Source organism: Segetibacter sp. (assembly GCF_025963695.1).
In the GTDB taxonomy this organism is placed as follows: Bacteria; Bacteroidota; Bacteroidia; order Chitinophagales; family Chitinophagaceae; genus Segetibacter.
The window spans coordinates 1-14,898 of sequence record NZ_JAOQAH010000047.1 but is presented as its reverse complement, the minus strand read 5'-3'; the positions used below and the strand labels follow the sequence as shown (position 1 = coordinate 14,898).

Genomic DNA, 14,898 nt, shown 5'->3' with positions numbered 1-14,898 from the left:
TAATAAAGTGATGACCAATTATTTTAAACTATTTCTTACCTTTTTAGTAGCTAGTGTTGTACTCTTAGCTTGCACAAAAGGTGATCTTCCGGTAGATGAGGACGGACTACTTATTACACAGAGGGCGGAATGTGCCGTAACCAATTTTGAGTTACTCGGTTCTGATCTTCAAACAGTGCGATCAAAAGCTCCCACTATTGATACAACTGCTCAAACTGTAAATGTTGAGGTTTTTTTTGGCACCGATCTTAAAAACGTTTACCCCCAGTTTTCTTTGTCTTCCGACTGCAAATTAGAGCCGAAGGTTCCAGGAAAAATGGACCTTTCTGATTTGGCTAATCCGAAAGTGTTTACAGTCGTCTCGGGCAACCGCGCTGTTAGAAAACCGTACACGCTCATTATCAAGTATCAACCTTAATTCTACTTAAAAAACTTCAGATGAGACTTAAACTTCAAGTTCATAAATTTTCCCTGCTACTGCTATCGGTCGTTACACTGATGATCGCTTGCCAGGAAAAGGAATATATGATTCCCAACCCTGTTTCTCAACTTTCCAATGATGCTATTAAAAGAAGCCTGGGGCCAAATATAGTAGGTTTTCTGCCTATGGAGTTTGCTTACGCAATGGCTTTACCAAGAACGCAGGGAAAATTAGTTTCTGCCCAGGTAGAAGCTTCAATCGCCGGTGCCACTGGAACTTTTCTTGAGCACAGGTCATTTTATACAAACGGTGCTGGGTTTGATGTACCTGTTGTTGTTGGATCTCCCTCGGTAAACAAAGGAAATCTTACTTCAGTTACATTCAATGTAGACACTAACGCAGCCACCCTTCGTTACTATTATGTAGTTCCTGAAGAAGCGCGTGGAAAAGCAGTTTCATTTACCTTTTCCGGAACAAGCAGCGATGGAAAAACGGTAAGTTATAAAATGGGTCCATATAATATTTCTAAAATGGATATCAAGCGAACGCTTGCAGTTACCAATAACACGAATGCTTATATCTCTATAGAGGACATGGCTGTCTACAATGCAACGAACGCGGCCACTAACGCCAGTAAAATAGACCTTGTTTATCTTTATCGCGCTGCCCCGGCTGCATTTACCCACGCACTTGTTTCGCCCGCGGCTGGTGCACAATATCTTCCCGGGGTAACGCTTCCTGCCGACATAAACAGAAGTACTAAATTGAGGAAGGTCTTTGGTGTTCCGGATTTTAATCTTGTTCGGTCGTTTGGATCTTACACTTCATCAACCGCTAGCGGCAATTACATCGATGACCTGGACTTCCAGGAAATTGATTTAAGTAGCTCCCCAAACTTCGCGGTTGGCATGCGTGCAGAGTCAGGTGTTTGGGCAGAAACAGCAGATGGAAAGTACAGGGCTTTTATATTTGTTAATACAGTAAATAACAATGGCAGTGCGGTAATCAGCATGCTTCGATATGTGCTGAAATAATCGGGGTATTAAGTGAAGAAAGGGTATTTACTTTAATCAAGTAGATACCCTTTTTTTGTATAGCTCATTGTTAAAAACTCATTCCTATAATTTTAAAACACGGAAGATCAATACCTGAGGCAACCAAAAAAAGTCTCGAGAAGATTTTTGTAAAAAAACAAGAATTGGTTGATTCTTATTTAAAGAAGCATGAGGTTGACTTCAAAAATAAAAAGCACGTTACTAACTTATTTCCCTATTTAACCGGGACTCTTGGGCATGTGCCTTGTAATTATATTTTCAGCAAAAAAACTTATTTCACAATCATTGCTTCATAGGCTTTCCTCGCGTAATCATAACCTGCCTTTGCTGCCGCCTGTTCTTCTTTACGAATTGCAGGGCTTTTTGTGGACCAGCATTTATCAACTGCATCACGACACCAAATGGCGCTTTTTTGATCAACAATGGGTTTGCCATTAACAATAACAAAAATGGGGTTGGTATGTGAACTCGAATTAACTCTAACTGCTACCCACGATGATTGCTGAATTTTATAATTGAATTTTAAATCCTGCCATTTTCCATCTGCCGCAATCTGTTGTTTTTCGACTGACAGGCCATTTACAATCAATTCTACGTTGACATTCCTGGACGTTCCAATTCGCGCCCGCTCTATGTTCCAATAAGGAGATTGTTCAGGAGTACGGGAAGCGATATATCTTCCTGTTTCATCTTGTGTTTCATGTAGCATGGCAGCGGCTTTAACGGTAATGTTTAGCGTTGAACTTGCAGCAACAGATAATTCGCTGTTCTTTTCTCCCGCTTCCAAATTATTCACCTTAAAATCTATAAGGTGAGAAAAACCGTCAGAGACATAATTACTTCCCCGTTTAAGACAATCCATAAAACCTGCAAAAGTGATCCCATCTTTTAGTTTAGCATAGCTGCGGGTTAGCCCTACCCTTTCATCTGATATGCATGGAAAATCTGTTTCACCACCAATTCTCGTTCTAAAACCACAGTTAAGGGTATGGTACCACATATTCAATTCCCACGGAACGGGGGTATCGCCGAGCGAATAATAATCTACCGCACCATGCGTTACGGTTACTACATATTCGTTGGCCCCAATTCCATCTAGCTTCGGCATCGCGTAATTGGGAATTGCAGAGGTTGGTGTAGCCGGTTCAAGTCCCCAACCAGAATGGGCGTATGCAGTTATCCCCCCCTGCTTTTTTGCCCACTGTAATACTGGTAGAGTCCATGTTGGCCAGTCTTCAATCACTCTCGTGTTCGGATAATCATCTTCCTTTAAATTCAATAGGCAGATATGACCGGCATGTGAGGATGGGAAACCTGACACTTCAATATCATACCTCAGAACGTTTTTCTTGTCTGATAATGGATTGTCTTTCCCTGTAAAAAATTGTTTCTGGTAATACCAGCTAGGCCCCCAGGTTAAATTGCTCCCCAGGTTCAGATCTTCACCTTTAATCTGCCGGAACATATCAAGCGGCTTCACTCCTTCCTCGGGGCTTTCGTAGTGCGAACAACCTGCTGCATGAATATGATGATCAGCGCTGTACCAGCCAAGTTTCGCCAACTGAATCCACCGCTTCAATTTAAAAGTCACTTTGACAGAGTCTCTATTCAGGGGTATAACTACCTTCTGGTATTGAGGCAGATATTCTGGTCCTCTTGTGTACACTACATCGTATGTTCCCGGGGACAGATAAACATATTCGCCTGAGGAGCGATACACCTGCGGTTGAAAATTGAAGTCAGGATATTGATCTGTCATCGCTAACCGGCGGGCGGGCAATGGATAAATTCCACTTAGTTTATTAATTGGTGCCACTGTATCTAATGGTTTGTCCATTTTAACTGGTTCCCAATCGCGCCATGGAAGACGCCATGGAGTGGCTGTTCTTTCTTTTGTGCGACCAAATCGTTCGATATTGTCGGTAATAATGAATGAAGCCATTGTGGGAGAATTGTCTTCATCCCTCACATCGAAAATCATCTTTACGGCCGGCTTGATATCAAAAAGAAAATTGGCTGTATTTCTAAAGCCTATGTCTTGCGTTCCTTGCCCAACATCAAAACCGATCTGAGCTTCTCGTTTTCCCTTGCTCCGTGTATACAATTGCAACACTACATACTCAAGTTCAAGCCCTGACAAGTTTTGTTGCAGTGGACGATCACGATAAATAGCCATTTGCAGGAAACTATTATCTAACTGTCCAGGTGTCAATTTATTTTTGGGCAACATTCTGTGAGAAAACGTTGACGTGTAAAACAAAGGGCTTGCATTTGGGCTTTCGGCAGCGAGCCTTGTAACGATATGTGCCTCGTTATGAACTTTTACCAAATAACTTTTCCAGCCTTCCTGTATTAGTTCTGGTTTCGCTGCGCCGGCGCTCACCTTTACTCTTGCTTCAGCATTTATTTCTACCTCTGCCAGGCAGAAAGGATCTAGAATTTCCTGTACGGCTTTTACGGTTTGGGAGTTGTATGGTAAACTTCTTAGTTCCTGTAAACGTTTGGCCGCTTGTGCAGGTAAAGAACTGCCTATGAAATTAAGTGCCTCGCCGATTCTTAGAGCCTGTGAAAGCAAAGGTTGAGGTTCTACTTTCTCAACCAATTTCAGTTTGTGCCCCTGTTCGGTTTGTTGATGTTCGTGCTGCGCATAGATAATTGCTGAGGCGAATAGAAAAGGAAGAACCAATGCAACTTTATAAGATAGTGAGAACGATGGGAGTTTCATAAGCGTATGATGCATTAATAAGTACGGCTAAAAATAAAGCAATTTACCGGTAGAGGTAAATTGCTTTATTAGAAGGTGCAGGAAACTTATTTCTTCTGTTTATGTTCCAAATTAGAATTGGTTTGGTCTTGCTTTTGGTTTCCGCTCAATGAAAACTAAGAGTACAAGTGAGTGACACAACGATGTACAATTAGTGAATTAACGCTGGAAACGAACACACAGTAAAATCTTTAATCCTGCTTCCTGCTTTTTTAATAACCAGGGTTTTGATCAGAAGATGCAATCTTGTCATTGTTATCAATCTCGGGCTGTGGGATTGGAAACAATAAAAACTTGTCGGGGACATCGATTCCTTTTGCGGCCTTTATAACCTCTTTGTATGTGTTGGTTCGCACAAGACCGAACCAACGTTTGTGCTCGGCAAGAAATTCGTACGCCCTTTCCCTGATAACAAGATCTTTAAAAGCCTGTTTTGCAGGTGCGGTTGCAATGGTAAAATCAACCGGAGAAGGTGCGGTAGGTGTGTAACCGTACGCTCTTCTGCGTATCATATTAAGCCTTTCGAGTTCGCGGCTTTGGTAAAGCCAATGTACCTCTACAGAAGTAAAAGCATCTTTAATAATCTTAGCCGTTATAATTAACTATAGATAAAGAAAGTACTTTTAATATAATTAAGAATAAGGGCAATTAATCTGGTGGGTACTTTTAAACTTATATCATGAGAGAGGTTATGTTAATAATGCTGCTTTTTATAACGTCAATATCTGTAAAAGCTCAAAATTTTTCGGTAGAACAGAAAAAAGTGAATGAAACGATCACAGCATTGTTTGATGGAATTGCTGAACTTGACTTTCTTAAAATCAAGAAAAATGCTACCAGAGACTTAATAGTATTGGAAAACGGCGCCATCTGGAACACTGATACGCTTACCTCCCGTCTCGAACCGTTGAAAAAAATGAGTTTCAAACGGACAAATACGCTTAATTTCATCAATACCGAAGTAAAGGGAAACGCTGCCTGGGTATATTATAATAATACGGCAGAAATGACCATTAACGGAAAACAAAGAACAGCCCATTGGCTGGAAAGTGCAGTACTTGTAAAAGAAGACAAAGATTGGAAAGTGAAACTACTTCATTCCACTGCAGTTCAACCAAAAACGAAATAAACAATAATAGGTATCAACATCAGCTTAAGCATCATCAGCGAAAATCTTTAATAACAGAACCTAACAAAAATGGAAATTAACATTAGTACAAATGCGGAAGAATTAGGCAAGGCCGCTGGTACGGCGGCGGCAGACTTAATTCGGGCCGCAATAGCAGAAAAGAGAATCGCAAACATTATATTAGCAACAGGCACCAGCCAGTTCCATACACTCAACCAATTGATCTCTGATCCCGGCATTGATTGGAGCAAAGTGGTTATGTTTCACCTCGACGAATATATTGGCCTTTCCATAACCCATCCTGCAAGCTTTAGAAAATATCTTCAGGACAGATTTATATTGAAAGTGGACCCTCTAAAGGATACCTATCTAATAAATGGCGAAACTGACCCCAGGGGAGAATGCGAACGATTAGGCACCTTAATTACGCAACATCCAATTGATGTTGCCCTTGTTGGTATCGGCGAAAATTGTCACCTCGCTTTCAACGATCCTCCCGCAGATTTCGAAACAGAAGAACCGTATCTGGTGGTGGATTTAGATGAGTCTTGCCGCCAACAACAATTAGGCGAAGGGTGGTTCCAATCGCTAGAGGATGTTCCGCGAAAAGCAATTAGTATGTCGGTAAAGCAAATTATGAAATCAAAGTATATTATTTGCTCTGTGCCTGATGAGCGAAAGGCGGCGGCAGTAAAAAATACGGTCGAACAAAGGGTCAGTAACCTTTACCCTGCAAGCATTCTTCAAACACATCCTGATTGCACATTATATCTTGACAAGGCATCTGCTGCTAGTCTTCACTCTATAAATAAATAAAACCAGATAGCCGTGTAATCACACCTGTCGATTACACGGCTATTCAAGAATATGTCGTTGTTCGCGGAAGATTATTTAAGACGCTCGTAAATTAAATCAATAACATCTCGAACTGCCTGTTTAGAAGTTTTTGTTACTGACTGATCTCGCTGATTAAACTTTCGTTGCGACGCTCCATTCAACCATCCCTCGTTATTGAACTGTAGCATTTATTTATGATGACCTGGTTACTTTATATCCGCCTCAATTTAAAAATAGAATTTTTACGTGCCGTATGAAAAATAAAATAACCGGATTAATGCTGTTGCTTAACTTGTTCGTTGTCCTTAGTGCAAAGGCAGGCGCGAAAGAAGATTTTGATAAACATTTTCGCCTTATGCCACAGCCACAAAAAATTGAAGTTCAAAGTGGTAAAGGACTTTCTTATCATACCCTCAAGGCTATTCTACTAAAAGGCACTACATTAAAGCCTGTTTTATACGGCGACCTAAAATCGCTTCCTTACGCAACCGCTGCCGGACCCGGAGTAGTGGTACTTAACATAGCTACTAACAAAACTCCCGGAAGTTCCACTGAATCATACACCATAGAAATTAAGAACAGCCAGGTTTTTGTTACTGCTTCAGATCAAGCGGGCCTGTTTTATGCCTGCCAAACTTTATTGCAGTTACTAGAAGATGCCAAAGCTCAACAAATAGAAATACCGGCTTGCTCCATTTCTGATTTCCCTGAAATCGCCTACCGCGCTGTCCATCTCGACCTGAAGCATCACCTCGATGCTATAAGTTACTACTATGACCTGGTGGATCGTTTGGCCCACATAAAAGTAAATGCGATTATCGTTGAATTTGAAGATAAGCTGCGTTATCGAAAATCTTCCGAAGTAGGTGCTTTAAATGCGATTTCGGTAGAAGAGTTTGCGTCAATTAGCAGGTACGCAAAAGAAAGAAACATCGAAATTAGTCCGCTGGTGCAGGGACTGGGGCACGCTTCATTTATTTTAAAACATGATAAATTTAAGAACCTGCGCGATACTGTAACTTCTGACTGGTCATTCGATCCTATGAATCCTAAAACTTATGAACTACAGTTTTCTTTGTATGAAGATGCTATAGCTGCTACTCCCCATGGAAAATATCTGCATGTGGGCGGAGACGAAGTAGGCCATTTAGGAATGTCTGAACTATCAAAAAAATCAGGCTTAACGCCAATGCAATTACAAATGCAATGGCTTAAAAAAGTTTGTGACTTTGCGGCCAGCCATAACCGGATACCTATTTTCTGGGACGACATGTTATTTAAGTTGGCCAATCTTTATCGTACAACCTACGATCCCAGCATTTCTGCAGAGGAGGTAAATAAAGCATGGCAAACCAATGACCATCTGTTAGACGAAAACCTTGCCCTCTTTCCGAAAGAGTGCGTGTATATGCGGTGGAATTATGATACCCCTGATATACTTGGAAACAATAAAGCAATCGATTGGTATAAAGCACATAATCTAAAAGCAATGGCTGCCACAGCAGCGCAAACAACGTGGCCAATACTACCAAGAGAAAGCTCGAACTTTCAGTCTATTAAAGATTTTTGCAGAATTACTTCCCAAAAAAAAATGGATGGAATACTATGCACAGCATGGGACGATTGCTCACCTCACTTTGAAACCTACTGGAGAGGCTTATATAACTTTGCCTTTTTTAGCTGGAATTTCGTCGACACAAAAGCAGATGATGTTCATGCAAGATTTCGCCACCGGTTTTATGCCCCTGCCTTAGCCTCCAACTCTTTTGAATTTCAGGACTCCCTCGAAAAAGCACTCGACTTCTGGGAAACCGCTTTGATTAGTAAAGGTCATCGAAATAATTATCCAAAAACCACTGAGCTAATTGAATTACCCGAACAAAACAACAGGGCCTGGAGTGAGAAATACAAGGCAAAAATAAGCAAGGCAAAAGAAGAGATTATAAGATATGAGACCATAAAAAACAGGATTACACAAAGCGCTCAACTTGCCCGACAAAATCAATTCTCGCTACAACTAATGAACCAGATAAATGAGTTACAAATTTATTCCGCAAAGTTGCTCTTACTACTGGAGAGATACAACAACGCTTCCAACCCAGCTAAAGGAGATGTAAAAAAGGAGATAAACACCTATGTTACCGGCTTCAATACGGTTAGAACTAATTACGAACAGGTGTTTTCTAAAACGAGAATAATGGCCAATCCTGAAGGCTATATCCTCGATCAAAACCAACATCATCACTTGGCCAACGGAACTAATAATTCCGATTGGATGTATGTGTATGAACTAGCCATGAATGCAAAGATCAACGGTTGGTTAAAGCTTAAATAAAATCCTCATCATATAAGTCAATTATTATAAATGTTAGCTACTATTTTAGAAACCTACGGACTAAATCCACAGGAGTGCACGATACAACCTTTCGGTACAGGGTTAATAAACCATACGTGGGTCTTAAGAAAAGGTGATGAAGAATACATTCTCCAACAAATCAACAACAATGTATTTAAAGAGCCTTTTGCCATTTCAGAAAACATTCGTGCAATTGGCAGTTACCTGAAACAGCACCATCCCAATTACCTTTTTGTTACTCCTATACATTCTCCGGATAATAAAAATTTAATACATACCGAAGAAGGCTATTTCAGAATTTTCCCATTTGTAAAAGACTCAGTCACTTACACAACACTCGAAAGTCCCGAACTGGCCTTTGAAGCAGCAAAACAATTTGGAAGGTTTACCCACAACCTGGCTGGTTTTGATGAAAGCGTTTTGCAGCAAACAATCCCTAACTTTCACGACCTAACCCTTCGCGATGAACAATTCAAAGCGTCTTTAATACATGGAAATAAAGAACGAATTGCCGAAGCTCACGAGGTTCTTACCCAATTAGAAAAATGCCGTTATATAGTGGACGAATTTGAGCAAATCAAAATAAATCCGCAATTCAAAATACGGGTAATGCATCACGATACCAAAATCAGCAACGTACTTTTTGACAAGCAAAACAGAGGATTGTGTGTTATTGATCTCGACACCGTAATGCCCGGCTTTTTTATTAGCGACATAGGCGATATGATGCGGACTTACCTGGCTGCAGCAAGTGAAGAGGAAACAGATTTTTCAACAGTACAGGTAAGAGAAGAATATTTTGTTGCTATTGTTGAGGGCTATCTATCCGAGATGAAGAACGAACTCACCAACGAAGAAAAAAACAGTTTCATATATGCCGGCAAGTTTATGATTTATATGCAGGCCATCCGCTTTCTTGCTGACCATTTTATGAACGATGTTTACTACGGCGCTACCTATAAGGGGCAAAATTTTAACCGAGCAGTCAACCAATTATATCTGCTTAAAAGCCTGGAAGAAAAAGAAGAAAATCTTCTAAAAAAGATAAAAAGCACTCCCGTTCATTGCGAAGTTTAAAGTAGAAGCAAAGAAGAATTAAACGTGTTATTAAAAACAAAGAGTCGTTTTAAAAGAGCCGTTTTATTGCGGGCAACTGAGCTTCTTTCAACATCGCTGTGTCACTCACTGCAGCTTTTTGTTTTTTTATTGAGCGCAGATAATCGCAACCGGGTTAGTTACAGATTACCCATAACTAACCCGGTTGCGATTATAAGACGCCCCCTACAGTTTCACTAATGTGTTACCACCAGTGCCGAGAGAAATATCCACCGGCTTGTTTTGTTTCCACAATCCCCCTGTAAAATCGGGGACATCAACTGAGTTTGACCTGTTTGCAACAGACTTTTCGCTCAAAGGTGCAATTGCACTCCAAAGGGCGGCATCGTACACATCCTGGTCAAGTGGTAAGCCATTTCTAAGGCAGTCAATCAATCTCCAATCCATTAAGAAGTCCATACCGCCATGTCCGCCAACTTGCTTAGCCAGCTCGCCAACTTTCTTCACTATCGCAGGTCGATATTTTTCTTCAATGTTTTTATATTCTGCTTCCGAAACCCATTTATCGTGGCTGGATGCAATTCGTGGAGTAGGATATTTTAAAGCCGATCCCTTTGAGCCACTTATCTTATGAATCCTTGAATAAACGTTTGGGGACGTCACGTCATGTTGCACCATAATTGTTTTGCCTTTATTGGTTTTAATCACCGTGGTATTCATATTACCCCGGTAAGGCTTGTTGACAAAGGGTTTATAAAACGCATCTTTTGCTGCGTGTTCTTTTGCTGCATCTCCCATCATATTGTCCATGCCTGACATCGAAACCAGGTAGTCCATCTTATCTCCCCTGTTGATGTTCATCACTTGGCAAATGGGTCCAAGACCATGAGTGGGATACAGATTTCCATTCCGTCCAATATTCTCTTTTAAACGCCACATATCGTAATATCCGTCTTTCTGAAAATTCAGGTCTAAAAGATAGTGGATGTAAGCACCTTCGGTGTGTATGATATCGCCGAAGAAATCTTGTCGTGCCATGTTTAAAGTCATAAGCTCAAAAAAGTCGTAGCAACAATTTTCCAGCATCATGCAGTGTTTCTTTGTCTTTTCAGAAGCTCTTACCAGTTGCCAGCATTCCTCTACCGTTCTTGCTGCAGGCACTTCTATTGCCACATGCTTACCTCGCTCCATAGCATATACAGCTTGTGACACATGCAAAGCCCAGGGGGTAGCAATATATATCAGGTCTATATCCTTACGGTCGCACAGCTTCTTCCAGGCATCCTTGTCACCAAAGTAATGGGCTGGCTTTTGTCCTGATTTGTCAATCAGCTTTTGTGCTTTCAGAACTTGCTCCTCCCTTATATCGCACAATCCTACAATTGACACTCCACCCAGCTTCATCATATTAGTTAGGTGAGTTGGGCCACGCATACCAAGGCCAATAAAACCAACCCGCACATTTTCAATTTTCGGTGCTGCATACCCCGACATATTAAAACGGTCAGCAAAAAATTCGTTAGTAGAATTTAAAGTAGGATGCTCACCTGCTGTTTCTTTGGCAAAATTACTTATTACACCCCCTGCAAGGCCTAAGCCGGTTAGGCCGGTTAGTTTCAAAAAATTACGGCGGTTATCTTTCATTTCTATGATGTTTAATTATTTAAATTTATTGTTTTTACCCGATTATTTCCCTGTTGCAAAAACCTCGTTACTTTTTCTTGTCAATTCCGCGAAACCATTTCCGCCGTTGCTTATAGTTCAACCAGCGATAACACTACATGTGCATTCCACTAAATTTTAATAAAAATCTTCTTCTTATACATCCAATACAAAATCAACCATAAAAAAAACAAAACGAGTGCGCCATTTACCAAAGTAGAATACGCATCACCAAAAATATGGTCATACGTTTTACCTAAATGAATATGAAGTGATTGAGAGACAACTTGCCTCATTCCCCCGTCGGCAAGCACGTACGCTGCAATTGAATTGGCACCAATCACCGTCAGAAAGAAAGACCACTTCTTTTTGTTTTTCACATCAATCAGCCAATAAAAAAAAGCCAGTAACAAAAAGCAGATACCACCACTGAAGACCGTCCATGCCGGCGTCCAAATTCGCTTTACGATTGGATTAATTCCTGTAACATGTAACAACACTCCTGCAATAATTATTGCAACACCTGTTGTAACGAAAAACTTTAATTTGTATTCGGAGGAACTTTGCGATTTTATTGCATCTCCTGCAAACAGGCCGATAGTCATCGTTCCTAAAGTGGGTATAAAACTAAGTGTAGCATATCCACCGCCGTTTCTTAAAAAAGGCTTTTCCCGCGGGAAAAGGTTCAGAAACCAGCGATCGAAAGACCAGGCCAAATTCGTATTCTTATTCCAATGCGCTGCAAACCCTTGCAAGTTATGTTCCCATCCCGGAGTTACTCCTGCCGCTGCATAATCAAACGTTGCATCAGGCAATGGGTAAAGTGCAAATGCAAGCCAGTATCCAACGAGCAGAACCGTTAATGCGATCAACCATACCTTTTTTGAATAAAAAGAAAGCAGCACTAAAAAAGTATAACCAAGGCCGATTTGTGTAAGGGTATCTTCAAAAGTAAAATTGGTTTGCTGTGCGTGCATGGAACGAAGGAATATGCCAAGTGCAATAAGAATAAGAGAACGCTTAAAAGCATGTGCTAAAACACTTCCTTTAGTAGCTCCTTTGTTTTGCCTGCCTGCAACAGAAAAAGGCAAAACGACCCCAACTAAAAAAGTAAATGAAGGTTGTATCATGTCGTGAAGCGACAGCCAGCTCCATTCTACATGGCTTTGGTTAAACGCGAGAAATTGCCAAAAACGGTTTCCCGGTAACTTTTCAGATACTGTCTCCAACGATAGTACTTCTGCCATCATCAGTAACATTACGAACCCGCGGTATACATCAACCGATGTTACCCGTTTCGCAGGCATTGCTGGATTTACAGCAGCGCCGGTAGCTACAGAGGTTTCAGTGTTGGGAGGAGATATTGCTTCGGCAATGTTGGCCATAGTTTGTTTTTTGATACTTAATTTATTGATGATGGGCTTTATTGTGCACCGTCTCAATTACCCTTTTTTGAATACGCCTGTTATTTTATTGCAAACCTCTTCTGCAAGTTTCGATGAGTAGAAGATTGAAAGTACAAGTGAGTGACACAACCATGCTGAATAAGGAATGAAAAGCCGGTCAACCAAATTGTCCATTTACGCCTGATTTTTTAATGGCTTAAAATCTTTCGCGCGTTTTGGCCGTACACTTTTTGCAGCGTTTCATCATTAAGGTTTAAACCGTATAAGGGCCAATGGTAACTAAACAACCGATGATCGTAGAAGTGCTCATCTGCTGATTCTAATATGCGAAAAGTAGTGTAATACATTTCGTTATTAGGTCCCATATCCGTCCCGTAAACCAGCCTGTCATTATACTTTTCAAAGAAAGCTTTTGCATAACGGGGTATTGGAGAAAACTCTCCAAATCTAGCAGAAATATCTGCATACAAGTTTGAATAGAGATCAAATAACCTTCCCAGCACGCTCATATCAGAATTAGTATTTGCCAAGTGGCAGGCAACAAAAGTGGTGTTCGGATTATTTCTTACTGCGTTTTCAAGAGTCTTTATCAGCGCGTCATGTCCAAGTATTCCTTTTTTTGTTTGATCAACTCTCCATGTTGAAGCATTCATCAACCCATCATTTGTTGAGTCGATCTTTTCATACATCCATTGATCTTCGGCTACATGAATACTGACAGGCATTTTAAGTTCAGCACATTTCTCCAACAATGGCTTCATAGCAGGATCATCAATATGTAAACCATTGCCGGGGGTAGGTTTAGAATACAATTCACCCAAACCCTTATCGCCCAATTCGCCCACGCCTCTTGCACCTTTCTTATAACATCTTTCAAGTTCTGCAACAGCGTGTTTTTCCCATCCCGGTTTTTCATGGCCGGTATAATCAAACCCGCACCACACCTCGAATCGATCTTTATACCGCGAATATTTTTCAATCAAAGAATCTAACGTCGCCCCGGTAGAGTAAGAAAGAATGAGGGTTTTTGAGATATTTAATTGATCCATTCGCTTAACCCATGCGTCCAGCTCAGCATCTGATTTTGGATAGTCGTGTGAATGGAAATCAATAACCGGAAACTTTGCTCTTTCAATTTTTGTCTGTTGAACTTTGTAAATGGAAACAGGTCTGTAGTTCTTAAGTTTTAAATCGTTCATATCCTGCGATAGAGCGGGCAGGCAAACAACAAGCACAATTAACAACAAGAGAGGGTTGAGTAAAGAAGTAAATTTCAATGTAAATGGTTTTATGACAGCAATTAAAATGAATTTATGTCTTTTCTGAGTCCCTTCAAAAATTTAAATAAAAACGCCAGTGACTTTGGCTTACCTATTTAAGCTGTTTTATTTCTTGCAGCCGAAACATTAATTTAAATCAGAATAACTTTTCTTTGCCGGCGCTCGTCTTTAGTTACTGATTAAAGTATATACAATCAACAAATGAAAATTAAAAAGGCTGTTATTACTGCTGCTGCGCGTGGTGAAAGGTTGTACCCGGTGGCAGACACTATTCAAAAGGCCATGCTTCCGGTAATTGATATTGACGGTTTGCATAAACCGGTTATTCAAATTATAGCAGAAGAAGCTTTCTCCAGTGGCATCGAAGAAATTTGTATCATCTGCGCTCCCGGCGATGGAGATCGTTATATCAATGCGTTCAATTCTTTAAAAAATAACCTCAATAATTCTTTTAAGCGAGTTGATTGGGCAAGAGCTGAAGCAGAGAAAATCGATTTCCTGTTAGGGCGTATTCAGTTTGGCGAACAGGAGGAAGCATTAGGTTATGGTCACGCAGTGTATAGCGCAAAGCAGTTTGTCGGCAACGAGCCATTCCTTTTATTGCTTGGCGATTACCTGTACGTATCTAACCTTATGCAAAAGCGTTGCGCGCAACAGTTAATGGATCTTGCTTCACAAGAGCAGTGTTCCGTATCTGCCGTCAACCCAACAATCGAGCACCAGATAACAAGGTATGGAACGCTGACAGGAAAGCAATTACCAAATCAGCAAGGTGTTTACCAAATTGAAAAAATCATAGAAAAACCTTCGCTTAGTGTTGCCGAGCTTGAGCTGCAAACACCGGGTTTGCGCGTAGGTTATTATCTATGTTTCTTCGGTATGCACGTTTTTACTTCTGCTGTTTTTGAGTTACTTGAAAAGCAAATGCAGCA

12 protein-coding genes are annotated in these 14,898 nt (G+C 40.7%); 7 read left to right on the top strand and 5 right to left on the bottom strand.

Annotated features, from left to right (window positions below):
- The first annotated feature begins 10 nt into the window (after positions 1-10).
- Both JWR87_RS07925 and JWR87_RS07920 read left to right on the top strand, forming a co-directional pair.
- The gene (locus tag JWR87_RS07925; RefSeq protein WP_297818303.1) at positions 11-418 is read left to right on the top strand and encodes a hypothetical protein; all 408 of its coding nucleotides are present in this window, start codon (positions 11-13) and stop codon (positions 416-418) included.
- A 20-nt stretch (positions 419-438) separates the two neighbouring features.
- Positions 439-1,455, top strand: a complete 1,017-nt coding sequence (locus tag JWR87_RS07920) for a DUF4466 family protein (RefSeq protein ID WP_297817992.1) — start codon at positions 439-441, stop codon at positions 1,453-1,455.
- A gap of 292 nt (positions 1,456-1,747) precedes the next feature.
- Here JWR87_RS07920 and JWR87_RS07915 read toward each other — a convergent pair whose 3' ends face one another.
- On the bottom strand, positions 1,748-4,201 hold the full coding sequence (locus JWR87_RS07915) for a CehA/McbA family metallohydrolase (RefSeq protein ID WP_297817988.1): 2,454 nt from the start codon (positions 4,199-4,201) through the stop codon (positions 1,748-1,750).
- A 251-nt stretch (positions 4,202-4,452) separates the two neighbouring features.
- Complete coding sequence (locus JWR87_RS07910) at positions 4,453-4,752, bottom strand: RagB/SusD family nutrient uptake outer membrane protein (protein ID WP_297817985.1); 300 nt, start codon at positions 4,750-4,752, stop codon at positions 4,453-4,455.
- A 167-nt stretch (positions 4,753-4,919) separates the two neighbouring features.
- Here JWR87_RS07910 and JWR87_RS07905 point away from each other — a divergent pair, with 167 nt between their 5' ends.
- From JWR87_RS07905 to JWR87_RS07890, 4 genes are all read left to right on the top strand, one after another.
- On the top strand, positions 4,920-5,369 hold the full coding sequence (locus tag JWR87_RS07905) for a nuclear transport factor 2 family protein (protein ID WP_297817982.1): 450 nt from the start codon (positions 4,920-4,922) through the stop codon (positions 5,367-5,369).
- A gap of 69 nt (positions 5,370-5,438) precedes the next feature.
- A complete protein-coding gene (locus tag JWR87_RS07900) occupies positions 5,439-6,185 on the top strand; it encodes a glucosamine-6-phosphate deaminase (RefSeq protein ID WP_297817979.1) in 747 nt (248 codons plus the stop codon).
- Positions 6,186-6,459: 274 nt separating this feature from the next.
- Positions 6,460-8,541: a glycoside hydrolase family 20 zincin-like fold domain-containing protein gene (locus JWR87_RS07895; RefSeq protein WP_297817977.1), complete on the top strand. Its 2,082-nt coding sequence runs from the start codon at positions 6,460-6,462 to the stop codon at positions 8,539-8,541.
- 30 nt (positions 8,542-8,571) lie between these two features.
- Positions 8,572-9,639, top strand: coding sequence for an aminoglycoside phosphotransferase family protein (locus JWR87_RS07890; protein WP_297817974.1), 1,068 nt, complete (start codon positions 8,572-8,574; stop codon positions 9,637-9,639).
- Positions 9,640-9,843: 204 nt separating this feature from the next.
- On the opposite strand, the gene JWR87_RS07885 is transcribed toward JWR87_RS07890, so the two are convergent.
- The 3 genes from JWR87_RS07885 to JWR87_RS07875 form a co-directional block, all read right to left on the bottom strand.
- Positions 9,844-11,262, bottom strand: a complete 1,419-nt coding sequence (locus tag JWR87_RS07885; protein WP_297817971.1) for a Gfo/Idh/MocA family oxidoreductase — start codon at positions 11,260-11,262, stop codon at positions 9,844-9,846.
- 149 nt (positions 11,263-11,411) lie between these two features.
- Complete coding sequence (locus JWR87_RS07880; protein ID WP_297817968.1) at positions 11,412-12,665, bottom strand: DUF5009 domain-containing protein; 1,254 nt, start codon at positions 12,663-12,665, stop codon at positions 11,412-11,414.
- 209 nt (positions 12,666-12,874) lie between these two features.
- Positions 12,875-13,963 (bottom strand): amidohydrolase family protein, encoded by a 1,089-nt coding sequence (locus tag JWR87_RS07875; protein ID WP_297817966.1) that lies wholly within the window; start codon positions 13,961-13,963, stop codon positions 12,875-12,877.
- A 204-nt stretch (positions 13,964-14,167) separates the two neighbouring features.
- Between JWR87_RS07875 and JWR87_RS07870 the strand changes: the two genes are divergently transcribed.
- Positions 14,168-14,898, top strand: a 731-nt coding sequence (locus tag JWR87_RS07870; protein ID WP_297817963.1) for a sugar phosphate nucleotidyltransferase, incomplete at its 3' end; no start/stop codon positions are given.